We start from the raw sequence: 15973 nt of genomic DNA on the forward strand, positions 1-15973 counted from the left end.
GCTCCATCAAGGACAGGACGGTGAAATGCCGCGACTACGGCTCAAGGACCCTTACCGAATACGAGACGCGCATTCTTGCCTCTTGTTCCGTGAGGGGGAGGTGGTTGCGTTGTCTGTGCTTAGAGCAAGATAGCCACCGGGATTGCCGTCCCCCACGGCTCCTTCTTTCTGAGATGAAGGACTAGGCTCCACAGTGATCGCGGAGCGCATTATCGCTGGCCAGAATGGATAGCAATCTGTGAGAAGAACCACATCATAAGGTTTTACCCTGCTGCTGACAGCCTCCGAGAAAGGGACGATCTCCTCTGGGACCTCGCGGGAAGGGAGGATCTTAGGGATTCGGTAGTATCCGGCTAAATCGGCGCCATCAAGCATGAACTCGTTGAAGACGTCGACGCCGCCCTTTCTAGGCGTTTTCCGCGCCTCAACATTCACAGTCATAGGATTCTCCCGACCGTTCGATCAAGGAATATACATCGAGGGTCTGGCTGGCATAATGGCTGTGTTCCTAGGGCGGCATTATGCCTGTCCAGGCCATGCGCGCGATTGGCTGCTCCAACAGCTGCTACGCGCGCACGCCGCTTTTAGGGAAAAGCCTTGGAAACGACCTCGAGCTGGGATTCGCTTGGCATGCATGGGTGATATGCGCTCGTCAGGGCGCACAGGCGGCGGACATGCCGGCCGGCGGGTGAGAGAAAAAAGGGAGGGCCCTTGGGGCCCTCCCGGTCCTGCTTCTCTGTGGCGCTCGAGCCGTGTGGCGCTTGGGTGCCTTGAGCCTATCTGATGCGGTTTGAGCTGAGGCGACGCCCCAGGAAGAGCGCACCCAGCGCGGCGGTGAGCGCCAATCCTGCCAGACCATAGGTGCTGGTGGTATCGCCCGCCTTGGGGATGAGCGACCTCCCAGGCTTCTTGGGCTGCTCGGGCGTGCCGGGCTCAGAAGGCTTACCCGGCTTGGTATTGGTGATGGTAAAGCCCGCCTCCTGGTTGCCGGTGATAGTGGATTCGTACCCTTCGACGGCGATTTCGTCCACCGTATAGACCACGGGGTTTCCGTTCTCATCGAGCACCGGGAGCTGCTCGAAGCTTCCCGTCCATCCGTGCCCGGCATCCAAAACCAACGTCTTATCCGTGGGTTGACCATTGCGGATTAGGGTGACGGTGATAGAGGAGGGGCGCTCTGCAGGAATGTCGTTTTGCCACTGCTTGGTGACGGCGATGGTGGTCGTCTCGACCTTCTTGTTCTTCACCAGCAGCGGACTTTCGAAGCTCCCCGTGCCCTCGGCGTCGTCGGGCGCCCTCGTCACCTTGACGTCGCTGCCGGTCACCTCAAGCTGCAGCGGGTCCTTGAGCTTGAGGTACCCATCGGGAGCCGTCGTTTCAGTTACGGTGGTGGTGCCCTTGGCAAGTTTGATTACATAGAGCACGCCGTCGGCATTGCTCAACGAGGTGACGGTTTGGTTGGCGTCGTCGGTGTACTGGAAGACGGCCCCTGCGAGCGGGTTGCCCTGCTCATCGACCTTCTTGATGACGGCGTAGGGATAATCCTGAATGGTGGCGAAAGCGGTGTATTCCTGTGTCTTCAGTTCCGCATGACCGCTGGCGCCGGGCTTCTCCTGCTGGGCACTGAGCTCGACGTGGTTGTTAATTACATCGGCGGTCAAATCGACCGGTTTGAGGATGGTCGCATACTCGAATCGGTAGGCATAGGGCAGCGTACCCTCGGGCGTCTCGGGCAGCGTGAAGGTGATGGCGTGCTCGCGCACGTCATAGCGAAGCCCAACCTCGCCGTCTTGCGGGGTACCGGTCACCACGGTAACCGGGGCATAGTTTTCATACTCGCCACTTGCGGCCAGCTGGTTGGATCGCTGAATGGTGAAATTCTCCAAGACGGCGTTTCCCTTTTCGTCAATGGGAATGCCGATGTTCTTGTCCAGCGTGTCCTTAAGCACCACATCGTGAAGTGCGATGTCGAACGGCTTGTAATCGAAGCTCCACGCAAGGCGGTCTCCCACCACCTTTGGCGTTTGCTTAGAAAGCATGGTGGAGGTGACCGAGGCAGAGCCTGTTGCCGAGGCGAGCTTTTGGTCGCCTGCGGTAAGGGTTACGTTGTTTTTGAAGGTAACCTCCTCGCCCTGAGGCGTGCTCTTCATGAGCTTCTCAAAGACGTCTTCCGACACTTTGGCGCGCATGACAATGAAGTAGGGCGTTCCGTCGTACTGATTGAACGTCCAGGTCATGTTCGCTTTGTCGAACGTAAGTTTGGCCTGGTCAGGCGTCAGCTTCTTGACAGCTTTTCCTGGAGGCATGAACGAGGCAAACGGCGCGCTGCCCGGGATAACGACACCGCCGTAGTCGATGAAGCCAGGCGTGCCCGGATCGGCCTGATAGAGGTAGTAGTCAGGCCCGCCATCCACGACAGGCAGCAGTGTGAGGCCGTCTTGCAGGGAGTCTTGAATCGTGAGCTTGGTGAAGTCGCCCGCAGGCTTGGTTCCCCCAAGCTGGGTGAGGTAATCGCTCAGGTTGAGCCCCTGTGGGTTCACGTCGATGCGAAAGAGGATGGTGCGATCCTTGTGGTTGAAGGTCTTGGTGGGGTCCACCTCAGGTATCCCGGTGATGAAATCCCGCCACGAGCTCTTCCAGCCGTTCTTGCTGACATCGTCCATCTTGTCAAGGTTGGCGTCATATTCCATGGCGAACTTGTCGAGGAGATTGCCCGGCAGTTCGTATCTATCGACAGCGGAGAGAATCTTGAGGGTCGCGCCGCTGCCCACGGCGAGTACGGCGGTGTTCTTATACCTGAGTTCAAAGGACCCATTCAGCGTCTTTTGCAGATGCTCGATGATGTTTTGTGCCCGCGTGTTGAGGGTAAAGGTGTACTTCTTGATGTGAGAGAATCCGCTGATTTTGACGATTTCACCCACCTTGGTGCCGCTGGCATTCACGATGGGAAGCACCGATTCGGCAAGCTGTGCGCCCGGCTGGCCTTCTGTGGTGTCCTCGTCCTTGTAGCTCAGCGAGCCTGGCACATACGCCTGATTGAAGTTGAAGAAGGTCTCGTTTCGCTCGCCTGCAATCAGCTTTTGCAGCAGGTCCTGATCAAATGAGCCCTGCACCTGGAGGGCGTTCTTCTCTGCATTGAAGGCGTCTTCGCTTCCATAATAGAAGCATTCATAGACAAAGCGCTCGTCAGACGGAAAGACGTTGGTGAAGTCCACCGTCACCGACCACGGCAGCAACCCTTGGTTTAGCACCGTGGATTTATAGCTTTTCATGGCGTGCTTTTCGATGGTTGCCAGACCGCTGTAAACGGGCGGGTTCTTGGGATACACCACATCGGCGCAGGTGTGTATCTCGGCATCATTCTTGAGCGGTCCGATTTCAGTGTTTGCATCATATATTTGCTTGACGGTGATGCGGTACTGGCCACTGAGACTCTTGATGAAAAACCAACGGTTCTCGATGGGCTTGTACTCATCGTTTGCTTGCATTGGCTTGGTGGGCTCATGCCACCCGGCGCCGAGCTCGTACAGTTCTGCGTTGTAGGCAGATAAGTCCGGACACGTCTTGTCTTTCCCCTGCGGGAAGGTGGGAAATGACGTGGTTTCAGCGGGCGCCTGTACATCGGTGACCTGCGTCCAGCTGCCGTCTTCCCCGGTCATGCTGTGCTCATAGGTGACGTCCACGCGCTTGGGCGCAGCCTGGCTGTCAAGCGACCCACTGAGGATGTCCCCGACCCAAGCCGGCCCGTAGCTCTCATATGGGGTACCGGCAACGATGGTCCAGATGACCTCGCGCTCACCGGTGTTCTTGTTGACGTCAATCTTCTGAAGGTTTTTCTTGAGTTCGAGCGGGTGGTGTACGACAACCGTGGTCTTGTGCCGCTTTTCTTCGGCATTTGGAATCTTGAGCATGGCCTCGTTGGTCACCGAGGCAGTGGTTGCAGGGTCGGGCACCTTGGTTTGAAAGCTGATCTTGGCGGTTGAACCTTGGAAGTCATTGGGGAAGACATATGTCACGGTCTTGGTCGCTGCGTCATAGACCAAGGCATCATCAATGGCCTGGCCATTCACGGTAAAGCTTCCCGCAACGTATTCACCAACAGCCGAGAGGTCGTCGGTAAACGTCTCTCCGCCAAGGTTGGCGGCTCCGGCGCTGGACGTCTTTTTCACAGTGCTTGTCCAGGTGATGGACTCTTTGGTGGATGCATCGTCCAAGGCGCCCATTTTAGTGAGGGTGTACTGAATCTTCTCTTCTACAGCGGGGAAATGGTAGGTCTTATCGAGCACTTTGACGAACCGGTTGTTGCCGCCGGGCGTTTGCGAGGATTGTTCGGAAGCTTGGTAATGGCCGGTAAAGTGGACCGTGAGGTCCCTTCTGCCATCGCTTTCGAACTCAAACTGCCTGTTGGGGTCATGGAAGGTCATGCGAGCTGTGACAGGGCCGTTTCCATCCTGCCTGAGTGTGATGGTGCCAACCTGCTTGCCATCATCGGGGCTGCCTGGCGCCTGCAGATAGACAGGAACGGAGTTGCCGGACGCATCGGTCGCTTTAAAGTTCTCGCCCAAGCTGAATTCTGCGTAATCGCCATCGTTGACCTGCTGGGATGCATCGGTGATGCCTCCTGCCGCAGGCGTCCCAATCATAGTATCTTTGATAATGGGAAAGCTGAAAGTGACGTTTACATCAAAGGGCTGTTTGGGGTCCACGGTGTCAGTAACCGGCTGACCGTTTTGCGAGACCACACCCTTCAGCGTGGGGCTGATAAGTGCCGTTCTATCTTCGGAGTCGGCAGCGCGTGCGTAGTTTGGTAGCACGATGGTCGCTGCGCTCACGAGCATTGCCATCATCACCACCATGGCAAGTATTGAGATGCGACGTTTGAGTTCCATGACAGCTCCTTTGCAGGCAAATGATAGGCACACTGAAAAATATTGTAACAAAAATCGTATCTCTCGGCTCTTAAATGGGGGATGAGTCCCTGGCGCTTCAGCTTCTCGGGCTTCCGAGACCAGGGTTGGATGTGCAACGTCCCGCTTTACGCCATCGGCAGCCTCGACACATGACGCAGGAGGCGTTTTGCGACAACGGACTCAAGCTTCCATGCAACCTGAAGGCGATCTTGGACTGATGGGTGCCGTGTCGAATGATGGTCGAAGCGATTCCCACATCAGATAGGTATAATGGTCTGAGATTACCCTCTTGGGAAGGATGGATATGCGCCGCTCCGACGGTCTCATCGCGAATCTGGAATATGCTGAGTCCCTGATGATGGGCTACTCGCAGTGCATCCGGAAGATTAAAGAGCGCAAGTACGTCCCTATTTGGGAAAAACTGCCGGAGCTTCCAACGCGTCCCGATCCCGTGAGCGCTGCGGAAGCATCGCTCGATTCGGATTTCCTGTCCGATGTTGAACATGCGTTCGCACTCTTCTCCCAAACAGAATGCACGATTGAAAGCATGGCTCGATCGGAGCTCGAGTATGGCATTGCGGGCCTCGTCTATAAGGAGCTCGAGCAAAAGTGCTCCGATGCAATAGACAAAGCGAACCACTCCGGCTACTTCAAAATGATATTCCACGAACGAGAAGCCGAGCGATTCAAGGCTCAATTGGATGCGTTGAACAGATCGTTCAATCGGAGATCCGGAATTTTTGGATTGAACCGCTTCAACCTTCCCCTTGAGGGACGGTACTCTTGGACGATCGCCACACCATCTACGGACCAAAGCGGTGCCGCCGAACCCCGATTCGTCCTTTCGATCGACGACGACTTGCTGCAAGAGCAATGCGATAGATACGTTGCCCTTAAAACTAAAAAGGCGAAGGAGCACAACGAAAAAAACTTGGCTGAGTATCGGAAAAGATACGCCGATACCGAGAAACGCAGAAAGGATTATAGGGATCACAACGAAAAAGCCGAACGGAACAACCAAGAGACCCGCCGAATAGTGAGCGAGCAGGTCGGCGAGATGCACAGGATATACGAAACGTATCTGAGCAGCGTAGACCCCTGGTATCCGCGCAATTATTGCAGCCTCGAAGCAGTAGGGGCGTTCATTAGAATAGCCTGCGATCGATCCTCTATCGACCTGGACGGTTGTATCGACCGTTATGAAGAAGAGTTGCGCCACAGGGAGACCATGCAGGCACTCAACGCCATGGGAAACAAGATCGACCGGTTGACTAACGAAGTCGCTGCAACTCGCCAAGCCGTCATGTCCATGGAAATGAAGCTCGATTGTATTCGCAGTAGCATCATGAACATCGAATCGAGTGCGCGGGAGTCCGTCAAGCTTTCGAGCATGCAGCTTCATCGGGCAGAGGAAGCTCTCCAGCTGCAGCAAGCGGGTAATGTTTTGCTGTGCGACATCGCCGATGTGCAGTGGATCAACACGTTCTTGATGAATAGAGGACCGGTTTGGTAGAGATTCCAAATAGGCATCCCGTTCGGCCTCCAAAGCTTCAAGATGGCCAAGCTTGCGTTCCTCCCCTTTGGTGCTACAGTCGCATAGCAAGAACCGCGTTTGCGGCATAAAATCATAGAACATGATGAAGGCTCCGGCGTTACCCGCCGACCTTCATTGTCGCATGGTCTCGCAGCGGGTATCGGCAATCCGGTCTGCCAACAGTTCTCCACGCAAGGGGCAACATGGGATCCAAAATAAAAAAGCAGCCTCAAGGACGACGCAGAAGACGAAACGTGCCCGATGTCATCATTCCGGAGCGCTGTGACGATGAGTGCCTTTCGCAAACTGCTCTGTGCCCCTGTTGCAGAGAGAGGGTGCCCGTGCGCGACATTGCCGGCACCTACCTGGATAGAAAATGCCCGAGCTGCGGCGGTGCGCTCACTGAGGATGTATACGATTCCGCCGCACAAGACGCCCTCGTCAACCTGCATGCCGCCGAAGAAGCTCTGAGGGACTGCGAAGGCAGGGTCAAGGATTTCGAGGAAAAGATCTCTCGGTATCGACATTTCTGGCAGTTCGCTTTTCGGTTAATCGCAAGGAAAAGGCTCAGACAGGCTGAACATGAGATCGCCACGAAAAGACTGCACGTATCAGAGGCGGCAAAGGTTACTTCGGCGCTCGCCTATGGACGCTATTACTGCGGCGAGTGGTTTCTTCGAACGCACATTTCATTATGCAGCGAGGACGATCGCCATACCGAGCCGTACAGAATCCAACCGAGGTACAGCCTTGATGGGGACGGTGTGCGTTTCTACCTCAAACAGATTAAACGCAGTAGCGACAGCAGGGGCATTCTGGGCGAGTTCGAGGCGTTCGAATTCTTCCGCAAGCAGGTTGTCGATCCTGCGTCCCCTCTTTTCGGAGCACAGTTACTGCCGAACCTTTACGTTCCCAACACGGGCCATGATTCCAACCATTCCAATAGCCCATGGACACAGATAGATCTGGCTATCGCTACGAAGTCGTGCGTATTTGTGGTGGAAGTGAAAAGACGATATGCCGACATCTATGCAGCAGAGCCCTATGAAGAGCTGTTGATTGGCGGACGGGATGCTGATGGAAATGAATCGCTGAACCGTTCGGTCGATGAACTTTCACAAAACTCCAGACATGCGGTGGAATTCTCCAAAGCATGCCCAACATACGATTTCGATCGAGTGTACGAGCTGCTCCTTCTCGTGGGAACTCGAAGCTTCACCTCGGAAGGGTCGAGTTTCGTGGACAACGTTTATATTGGCGGGCTTGCAGGCGGAGGGGCCCAGCTGCTTGATGCAATGCTGGAGGCTTGCTCCTCCGAGCACGAGACGCTATCCGACGATGAGCTGAAAACTCTTGGAGATAACCTTGTCAATCGGTATGGCGATCTGCGTCAAAAGTTGCGCGCCATGCATGTCAGATGGATTGAATCCCAACAATGCCGCCATTGACGGCATTGGATGAAAGCCTAATGGGCTGCGCGTCGCTGCGTATGCAAATGCGTGGTTTAGGTGAATGGCGGTATCGCGTTGGCGACTATCGAATGCTCTGCACCATATTCGACGAACGACTGGTTATCGAAGTCTTTGCCATTGGGCACAGAAGAAGCGTTTGCGGTTAATAATCCACTACCTTACCTTAAGGTAAATCAAGCACGTACACGGGGCAAGGAGAAGGAAAGGTACGGGATCGCCGAGGTGCTTCACGTTATCGTCGAAGGCGAAGTTAAAACTAGATAGTATATAGTGTTGGTAGTATATTGTTAGGAGAGGAAAGGCGGGAACGAAGTGGAAGATAAGAATCGAGCTAACGTTTCGGACGGTAGTGACGTACCTGGTTATCCGGAAACGCTAGCTCGTTGAGAGATGGAAGTCCGTTCTGACGGGCGGACTCCCCTTCCGCGAAGTCTACCGCCTCGAACGCGTACCGTCCAGCGACAGGAGAGAGCCATGACATTGAGCGATGCGCAGAAAAGAGCGAACAACAAGTACCGGCGCGAGAAGGTAAAGCAGGTCGGCATCAGCTTCTTCCCGACTGAGGCGGAGCTGTACGACCACCTGAAGGCCCAGCCCAACATGTCGGGGTACGTGAAGGGCCTTATCCGGGCCGACATGGAGTCAAAGCACATGTGACCTCCTTCCGATCCAGGATGGATCTGCTTCGCCCCGAATTTTCTAGCCGTTATTGCGGCGTGAATGTGTTGGAACCCAGACGCCCCGCTCAGGGGTTATCTAGCAGATCTCATCTCCTGCAGGGATGCAGTCGTCTACCATAACCAGGTTCAAGCGCTCTCCCCCATCGTCGAGCTCCTTGACGGCGGAAAGAATCATGCCGTGAGACTCCAGCCCCATCATCTTTCGGGGAGGCAGGTTGAGAATGGCCAGGACGGTCTTGCCGACCAGGTCCTCGGGCTCGTAGTAGGCATGGATGCCGGACAGGATCTGTCGGGGCTTGCCGCTTCCATCATCCAAATCGAAGCGCAGCAGTTTCTTCGATTTCGGCACCGCCGCCCGAGCCTGCGCAGGAGGCAAGCCCTGGCCAAAGCGCAACCGCGCACAGAGCGGATGCCATCAGCTTGAACTTCTTCATTCCGACCACCTTCTTCTCATAGGGCTTTAAAGCAACCGACAAAACGCCCCGCAGGCCATCCCCGCAAAGACTGCCTTCCTACGAACTAATGGAATTCTCCGAAGGAGGGGTGAAAGAAGAAAGAGTAAAACGACTCCTATTTACTCGGTTATTTTGGATTCATCCAAACGGATGCGCGCTACGGCCTGCATACGGTGTAGCAGATCGCAACGCGCGCCGAGTACACGCGGGATTCCTCGACCGTCCAACCGCGCTCCTCGAGGAACCGCCGGTACTCTTCAGCCGTCCAGTGATGCGTCGGCCTCACGCCCAGCAAACCGAGCACCCTGATCCACGCGCTTCTACCCGAAGCGCTTTCGCGGCTTACGAAATTAGGGGCGATCAGCAGGCCCCCTTTTCTCACCACGCGCCTGATCTCCGAAAGCGCCTCGTCCGGCTCAGGCATGATATGGAGCGCGTTCGCGATGATCACCGCATCGAAGGAACCGTCTTCGTACGGAAGGTCGGTCGCATCAGCCACCGCAAACGAAAGGTTTTCGGGAATATCTCCTTGGTTCGCAACGCGCACCATGCCATCGGAATAATCGGTTGCGACGACCGAGTGAGCGCAGGGAGCGATCGCCTTGGCCAGCTGTCCGGGTCCGCAGGCCAATTCAAGCACGTCCTTCCCCGTTACGCGCTGCGCGATACGCTGAGCGATATCCAGGTTCGCCTCCCGATCGGCCCTCATCGAGCGCGCGTAGAATGGGGCGAAACGATCCCAGGTGCTTTTATTCATGCAGGTTCCTTCCAATCGACCCGATCGAAAGCGCGAACGGGGCGGTATCATGAGTACCCGAGGGCAAAAACAGCCGCATCTTTCATGCCAGCGGAGGCGAAGCGCGTTCACAGCAGGCGCTCGAAGGCATGAAACCATTCCATGAAAGTAAGCATAAACTAATTTCTTTCGATATTACCGCAAGAAAACTTTTCACGCCGCATCAAGCGCAAGGCACGGCCACGCTGGCGCCATCGATATCGACTATCCTGAACCGCATGCCGTACGTTTCGGACACGGCCTCGTCGGTCATGGCATCCCGCCCACCTTGAGTTACCACGCGCCCGTCGCGAATCAGCATGAACCGATCGCAGAACCTCAAAGCGAGGTTGATGTCGTGCAGAACCAGCACGGTTGCAAACCGCTCGCTGCGCGTCACCGAGCGAATCGCGGTCATCACTTCGATCTGGTTCTTCGGATCCAGCGCACTGGTGGGCTCGTCCAGTATCAGAACCTGCGGTTCTTGCGCAAGGGCACGCGCGACCAGCACCTTCTGCCGTTCTCCGCCCGAAAGCTCGTCGCAGAACCGATCTGCGAAATCCTCGAGGCGAAGCATCGAGAGGCATCGGGCCACCGCTTTTCTGTCGCGCTCGGCAACGTTCCAGGTTATGTGGGGTCTTCGACCCAAAAGCACCTGATCGTACACTTTCAAATACGGTACGGTCTGCTGCTGCGTTACGTAGGCAACCCTGCGCGCCGCTTTACGGCGCGTCATGGCAAGCAGGTTCTCCCCCGAAACCGACACCCGCCCCGTCTTCGGCTTGGAGATGCCCGCCAGCAGATCGAGCAGCGTCGACTTCCCCGCCCCGTTGTTCCCCAGCACCGCCAGCATCGATCCGGCGCAGACATCCAGGTTGAAGGAATCGAACACGTTATGGGAAACGCCGCGGTAGGCATACGACAACCCCGTCGCCTGCAAGGTAGCGTCGCTCATCGGCGGTACCCCCGATACAGAAGGTAGAGGAACAGAGGCGCGCCCAGAAACGAGGTGATAGCGCCGATCGGAAGGATGACGGGGGAAATGGCCATCCGAGCCGCCAAATCGGACAAAAGCATGATCAGCGCACCGAGAACCAACGAGGCCGGAAGCAGATACCGGTAGTCGTTTCCCACCACCCGTCGCGCGATATGCGGGGCGATGAGGCCGATGAAGTTGATGAGCCCGACGAACGCCACCATAGCCGCAGCCATCAGCGAGGCGACTGCGACTCCCGCTATGCGCGTGCGCTTCACATCGACGCCGAGGCTCCCGGCGGCCCGCCCTCCGCTTTGCAGCGCATTGTAGTTCCAGCGATTCGCAAAGAAATACACGCTGCAACCGGCGCCGATAAGCGCCATGAACCCGATTTGGGACCAGGTTGCCCTTCCCAGATCGCCGAATTGCCAGAACAGAACCCTGGTAAGCTCGACATCGTTCGCGAAGTACTGGATGATGGTGGAGGCCCCGGCCCACAGGGCCGACAGCGCGACGCCAACCAAGACGATGCTTTCCGGGCGCATCGAACCCAGCTTCGAGAACAGCAGCACCACCGCGCTCGACGTCATCGCGCCCACAAACGCGAACAGGGCGGTCGTGCCCGCTCCAACGTTCGCGCTCGACCCGGCAAGCGCCGGTACGACCACCAATAGAGCAAGCGTGGCCCCGAAGGCCGCCCCCTGGGAGATCCCCACCGTGGAAGACGAGGCCAGCGGGTTTTCCAAAACGCTTTGCAGCGCAGCGCCCGCCAAAGCCAGGCCGGCTCCGGCGACCACGGCGCACACCACGCGCGGCAGGCGGATTGACTGAACCGCTGCGACATCTTGAGGGGCACCGAGACCGAACAGGGCCGAAACGCTTGCGGGCACGTCGATGCACGACGCACCGCATGAGAGGCTGAAAGCCGCAATGCACATCATGGCAAGCGTCAACGCACCGACCACGGCGATGCTTTTTCGCTCCGAACGCCTTGCGGCCCCATCGACGCTCCGTTCGCGCTCGGACAACGCGATGGTCCGATCGGCCGAAGAGCCCACCTAAAAGCCCTCGCGTTCGTAGGCGTCGTAGCAGTCTGCGCATACCGGCTTGCCGTTCTGGATGCGCAAGGCGTATTCCGCCGTAACCTCGCCGCACACGGCGCAGCGTTCCGATTTGAAGAGACGCGCGCGCTCGGGAAGCCCGTACGGCGGGACTTTGACGTCGAACAGCTGATCGTAAGGGGTTGAGATCAGGTATTCCTGGAAAGCCGCGCGATCGAGGTTCGATCCGCAGCCGGGTTTCAGGCACAACCTTACTCCCCGTCCGTTCTCGCGCGTGAAAAACGAGAACGCCATCTTCCCACGCAAGCGCGGGATGAGGTTGCCCTTTCCGTAGGTACAGCTGAGAAGCGCCTGCACCGCGTCGACCCCGCACGCGTCGTTCTCTACGATGCATACCAGCTCCTCGTCGACCGACGATGCGCCGTCAGCCGAAAGCCCCAGCTCTTCGATAGCCCCCTCGCACGCTTTGAACCCCATCGCAAGACCGGGGCACTTGTGTCCGTGAAACTGCGCGGCCTTCTCCCAAAGATCCAATGAAAGCATCGTTCGTCCTTCCGCCCGATTATTGCGAATTCACGCCTTCCCACGTGCGATTCGAGTCTTACTATAACGCTAGAAGTATTACGATTCTAGTATTCGTAATACCAACGGTAAGAAACCCGAAAGGAAAGGAGAACGCATGGTATCGCGTGCAGCGGCACCGCATCGTGCAAACAAAACCAGAGTGGCCGCAACGGCCATCGTAACGGCAATCGTTGCGCTGGCAATAACACTGGGCGGCCTCGTCGGATGTTCGGCGCCCCAAACGCAGGAGGCGGCGGAAACCGCATCGGCCACGACCGTCGTCATCGACCGGCTGGGACGCGCCGTCGAGGTGCCCGGCGATGTCGAACGGGTGGTGGCCGTGGGATGCTCCCTTCGGCCCATCTGCTATCTGCAGGCGGTCGATAAGGTGGTAGGTGTCGAGAAAGCCGAGCATGAGGATATCGTCAGCTGCGCATACCGCCACGTGAACCATGAAGCGTTCTCGCGGCTCCCCATCATCGGCGAGGGCGGATCGAAGGGCGTGACCCCCAATGCAGAGGCCATTATCTCCGTATCGCCCCAGGTTGTCGTTGCGGCTAATCTGAAAGCCGACGAAGCGGACGCGCTCCAGGAGAAAACCGGCGTCCCCGTTGTGTGCATCGACGTACCCGAAACCGTGTTCGGGAAAGAATTTGCCGACAACCTGGCTTTTCTGGGCAAAGTTCTTGGAAAGCAAGAACGCGCGGCCGAAGTGACGACCTACCTCGAGGGTATCGAGCAAGACCTCTCCGATCGCGCGGGACGGTCGTCTGCATATGGAAATGTCACTGGCTATGCTGCGGGCATCTCGTACCGAGGCGGGCACGGCTTCGACGGTACCGAGGCAAACTTCGCGCCGTTCAACGCCTGCGGCGTGACCAACATCGCCGACGGCAAGAAGGCATCGGGGGCCTTCACCATCGATTTGGAGGCGGTATCGGCGGCTCAGCCGAACTTCGTGTTCGTCGAGTGCGGAAACCTTGATCTGGTGAAAAGCGACTACGAGGCGAACCCGCATTACTTCGCCGCACTCGATGCCGTTCGGGACGGTCGCGTCGCCACGCTCATCTCCTACCGGTTCTACGCAACCAACATCGAAATGGCGCTGGCGAACTGCTACCAGGTAGGGTCAACCGTGTATCCCGACACGTTCTCCGACGTCGATCCCACCGAAAAGCTCGATGAGATAAGCGGTTTCTTCCTCGGCGCTCCGCTCTCGGGCGATCTGGCCGAACAGGGGTACACGTTCAAGAGGGTCGATCTTTCCAACCTCTAGAAAAGAAAGCCCATCGCATGCGCGGGCGCTCCTTCCAAGCCCCCCTCGCAGCAGGAGAGCCCGCCTCAACCCCATTCTCAAGTTGTTAAGAATATGTGAGGGCCATTGAACCGCATCGTCTCTCGATGCAAGATTGCCATCGAAAGTTAGCCATATATAATTTTGGCGTTAACGACGGTGTAAGGAGCACAGAATGAAGATGAAGGCATTGAACAAGGCCTGCTGCGCGACGGCGGCCCTGGGCATCGCACTTGCGCTGACCGGATGCGCGGGCCAGGCCGAGAAGGGACAGGCTGAGAACACGTCGCAGGGTACGACGGCTTCGCAGCCCGCCGCCAAAGAAGAGTCCTCCTCCAAGATCACCCTTGCCGGGTGGGAGGGCACCTGGAACGACTTCAGCTCCTATCTCAACAAAGACGAAGTCGCCGACGCCTACGACGAGGCCGCCAAGAACAGCAAGACCACGGCCGCCGAAGTGAAGGCAGAGCTCGAGGAAAGGCGCTTCTGCGACTTCCACGGCTTGAAGATCGAGGGCGACACCGTGACCTTCCTTAACGGGTTCGAGTCCGAGGGCGGCACCGAGGTCACCAAGGCGACGTACGAGTGCGTCGATTCCAAGAAGGTCATGCATGGCGGACACGAGCTCGAGTGGGACGTCTTCAAAGCCAAGGAGCCGAACGCGAAGTACCCCGTCCTCCTTATGATGCCCGTTCACGGCGAGGAAGAGCTCACCCACTTCCACATGCGCTACGGTAACAGCGTCGATGAGCTGATGAGCAAGGAAACCTGGTTCCCGACCTTCGTAGCCCCCAGCTCCACGATCGATCAGATCAAGGACGAGATCAAGGAATAAAACGCAGCGATCGAGGGGCGCCGAGAGGCGCCCCTCCCCTTCTAGGAGAGCGCAACATACCATGAATCATACGCGCAGAGAATTCTTGCAGGTCTGCGGTTGTCTGGGAGCGGGTCTGGCCGGCGCCGCCCTGCTTCCCTCCTGCACGGGCGCCAAAGGCGGCGCCCGAACCAAGCCCGTGGTCTACGCCTCGTTCTACCCCGTGTTCGATCTGGTGCGCGAGGTGGCGGGAGATGCGGTGGAGCTGCATTCCTTCATGCCCACGAACAAAGACCCTCATGTCTGGGAGCCCACCCCCAAAAACCTCAAGGATCTTTCCCAAGCCGACTTGCTGGTGGTAAACGGCGCCAACATGGAGCACTGGATCGATCAGGTGCGCGACAACCTTCCCAACCTTCCCGTGCTCACGCTTTCAGACAGCGTCGATCTCATCACCTACCGAGGCGCGGCCGCTATGGGAGAGTTCCAGTACATCGCGAGCCTCGAAGTGGGACCGGGCACCTACGGCTTCGAATTCGGACATACGCACCAAGACATCATGCGCGTGGCCTTCTTCAGGGGCGACTCGAGTGCGTCTGCAGCCGAGCTGGCAAGACGCGGGCGGGCCATTATGAGCGAGAAGGGCCGAACGATCGCGCAGCACGACACCATCCAGGTGGAGGATGGCAAGGTCTACGCTTTGGAGATGGGTCATGAAAGCGGATACATTGGGTTCACGCTGCCCGAAGGCGACGACTGGATCCTTCTTTCGGATCGCGCAAGCGCAAACCTGCTTTCCTATCGGCTGGTAACACGCGAGAACGGCGACGAGATCCCCGCAAGACAGCTTATGGAGGGGTCGTCGTCAGGCACCGACAAGGTAACCTACGACCCGCATTCCTGGCTGTCGCTTGCGAATGCGAAACGCTACTGCAACGCCATCCACGACCGTCTCTGCGAATCCTGGCCTGATCGGAAATCCGATTTTTATCAGCGCAAGGTGAACGTGGTAGCGCGCATCACCGAACTGGACGCATCGTTTCAAGAGAAATTCAAGGATCTCGACCGCCGCGAGTTCGTGGTCACCCACAACGCCTACGCTTATCTCTGCCGCGATCTGAACATCAAGCACTTCCCCCTGCAGGGCCTTACCTCAACCGAATCGCCCGCACTGAAGACCGTGCGCAAAGCCGTCGATTTCTGCAAAGAGCACCGGACCACCACGGTGTTCTACGAGCTGGGCTCCAATCCCAAGGATGCGGAGACCGTAGCAAACGAGATAGGCGGGAAGGCCGTGCCGCTCGCGTCGATGGAATACGTCGGCGAAGAGCAGGGCGCCCAGATGAACGGCTATGTCGAGATAATGCGCACCAACATAGAAGCCATATACCAGTCCCTGCTCTAGTGCCGAATCCGGCGCATGGCGGGGCGATGAACC

16 protein-coding genes are annotated in these 15973 nt (G+C 57.5%); 9 read left to right on the forward strand and 7 right to left on the reverse strand.

Going from position 1 to position 15973, the window contains the following annotated elements:
* Nucleotides 1-51: 51 nt before the first annotated feature.
* Nucleotides 52-441, reverse strand: a complete 390-nt coding sequence (locus EIH26_RS06555) for a hypothetical protein (protein ID WP_124061414.1) — start codon at nt 439-441, stop codon at nt 52-54.
* An 80-nt stretch (nt 442-521) separates the two neighbouring features.
* Between EIH26_RS06555 and EIH26_RS08380 the strand changes: the two genes are divergently transcribed.
* The gene (locus EIH26_RS08380) at nt 522-692 is read left to right on the forward strand and encodes a hypothetical protein (protein ID WP_164471005.1); all 171 of its coding nucleotides are present in this window, start codon (nt 522-524) and stop codon (nt 690-692) included.
* Between the two features lie 84 nt (nt 693-776).
* Here EIH26_RS08380 and EIH26_RS06560 read toward each other — a convergent pair whose 3' ends face one another.
* Nucleotides 777-4889 (reverse strand): Cna B-type domain-containing protein, encoded by a 4113-nt coding sequence (locus tag EIH26_RS06560; protein ID WP_124061415.1) that lies wholly within the window; start codon nt 4887-4889, stop codon nt 777-779.
* 325 nt (nt 4890-5214) lie between these two features.
* Between EIH26_RS06560 and EIH26_RS06565 the strand changes: the two genes are divergently transcribed.
* The 5 genes from EIH26_RS06565 to EIH26_RS06585 all read left to right on the forward strand — a co-directional run bounded on the left by EIH26_RS06565 (nt 5215) and on the right by EIH26_RS06585 (nt 8573).
* A complete protein-coding gene (locus EIH26_RS06565; protein ID WP_124061416.1) occupies nt 5215-6423 on the forward strand; it encodes a hypothetical protein in 1209 nt (402 codons plus the stop codon).
* Nucleotides 6424-6438: 15 nt separating this feature from the next.
* Entirely contained in the window at nt 6439-6510 is a 72-nt protein-coding gene (locus EIH26_RS06570) for a YccF domain-containing protein (RefSeq protein WP_241152827.1), read from the forward strand.
* A gap of 275 nt (nt 6511-6785) precedes the next feature.
* Entirely contained in the window at nt 6786-7892 is a 1107-nt protein-coding gene (locus tag EIH26_RS06575; RefSeq protein ID WP_164471006.1) for a nuclease-related domain-containing protein, read from the forward strand.
* 47 nt (nt 7893-7939) lie between these two features.
* A complete protein-coding gene (locus tag EIH26_RS08610) occupies nt 7940-8062 on the forward strand; it encodes a type II toxin-antitoxin system RelE/ParE family toxin (RefSeq protein ID WP_255409495.1) in 123 nt (40 codons plus the stop codon).
* Nucleotides 8063-8390: 328 nt separating this feature from the next.
* Complete coding sequence (locus EIH26_RS06585; RefSeq protein ID WP_124061419.1) at nt 8391-8573, forward strand: hypothetical protein; 183 nt, start codon at nt 8391-8393, stop codon at nt 8571-8573.
* Between the two features lie 99 nt (nt 8574-8672).
* Here EIH26_RS06585 and EIH26_RS06590 read toward each other — a convergent pair whose 3' ends face one another.
* The 5 genes from EIH26_RS06590 to EIH26_RS06610 all read right to left on the reverse strand — a co-directional run bounded on the left by EIH26_RS06590 (nt 8673) and on the right by EIH26_RS06610 (nt 12406).
* Entirely contained in the window at nt 8673-8945 is a 273-nt protein-coding gene (locus EIH26_RS06590; protein ID WP_241152794.1) for a hypothetical protein, read from the reverse strand.
* A 263-nt stretch (nt 8946-9208) separates the two neighbouring features.
* Nucleotides 9209-9808: a class I SAM-dependent methyltransferase gene (locus EIH26_RS06595; RefSeq protein ID WP_124061421.1), complete on the reverse strand. Its 600-nt coding sequence runs from the start codon at nt 9806-9808 to the stop codon at nt 9209-9211.
* A gap of 202 nt (nt 9809-10010) precedes the next feature.
* A complete protein-coding gene (locus EIH26_RS06600; protein ID WP_124061422.1) occupies nt 10011-10781 on the reverse strand; it encodes an ABC transporter ATP-binding protein in 771 nt (256 codons plus the stop codon).
* Complete coding sequence (locus EIH26_RS06605; protein WP_241152795.1) at nt 10778-11860, reverse strand: iron ABC transporter permease; 1083 nt, start codon at nt 11858-11860, stop codon at nt 10778-10780. The genes EIH26_RS06600 and EIH26_RS06605 overlap by 4 nt, the downstream gene beginning before the upstream one ends.
* The gene (locus EIH26_RS06610) at nt 11861-12406 is read right to left on the reverse strand and encodes an FmdE family protein (protein WP_124061423.1); all 546 of its coding nucleotides are present in this window, start codon (nt 12404-12406) and stop codon (nt 11861-11863) included.
* Nucleotides 12407-12542: 136 nt separating this feature from the next.
* Between EIH26_RS06610 and EIH26_RS06615 the strand changes: the two genes are divergently transcribed.
* The 3 genes from EIH26_RS06615 (at nt 12543) to EIH26_RS06625 (ending at nt 15940) form a co-directional block, all read left to right on the forward strand.
* Nucleotides 12543-13703, forward strand: coding sequence for an ABC transporter substrate-binding protein (locus EIH26_RS06615; RefSeq protein ID WP_124061424.1), 1161 nt, complete (start codon nt 12543-12545; stop codon nt 13701-13703).
* Between the two features lie 193 nt (nt 13704-13896).
* On the forward strand, nt 13897-14556 hold the full coding sequence (locus tag EIH26_RS06620; RefSeq protein WP_241152796.1) for a ZinT/AdcA family metal-binding protein: 660 nt from the start codon (nt 13897-13899) through the stop codon (nt 14554-14556).
* A gap of 61 nt (nt 14557-14617) precedes the next feature.
* Nucleotides 14618-15940, forward strand: coding sequence for a metal ABC transporter solute-binding protein, Zn/Mn family (locus EIH26_RS06625; RefSeq protein WP_124061425.1), 1323 nt, complete (start codon nt 14618-14620; stop codon nt 15938-15940).
* Nucleotides 15941-15973 lie beyond the last annotated feature (33 nt).

This window comes from Gordonibacter sp. Marseille-P4307 (assembly GCF_900604965.1).
Lineage (GTDB): Bacteria > Actinomycetota > Coriobacteriia > Coriobacteriales > Eggerthellaceae > Berryella.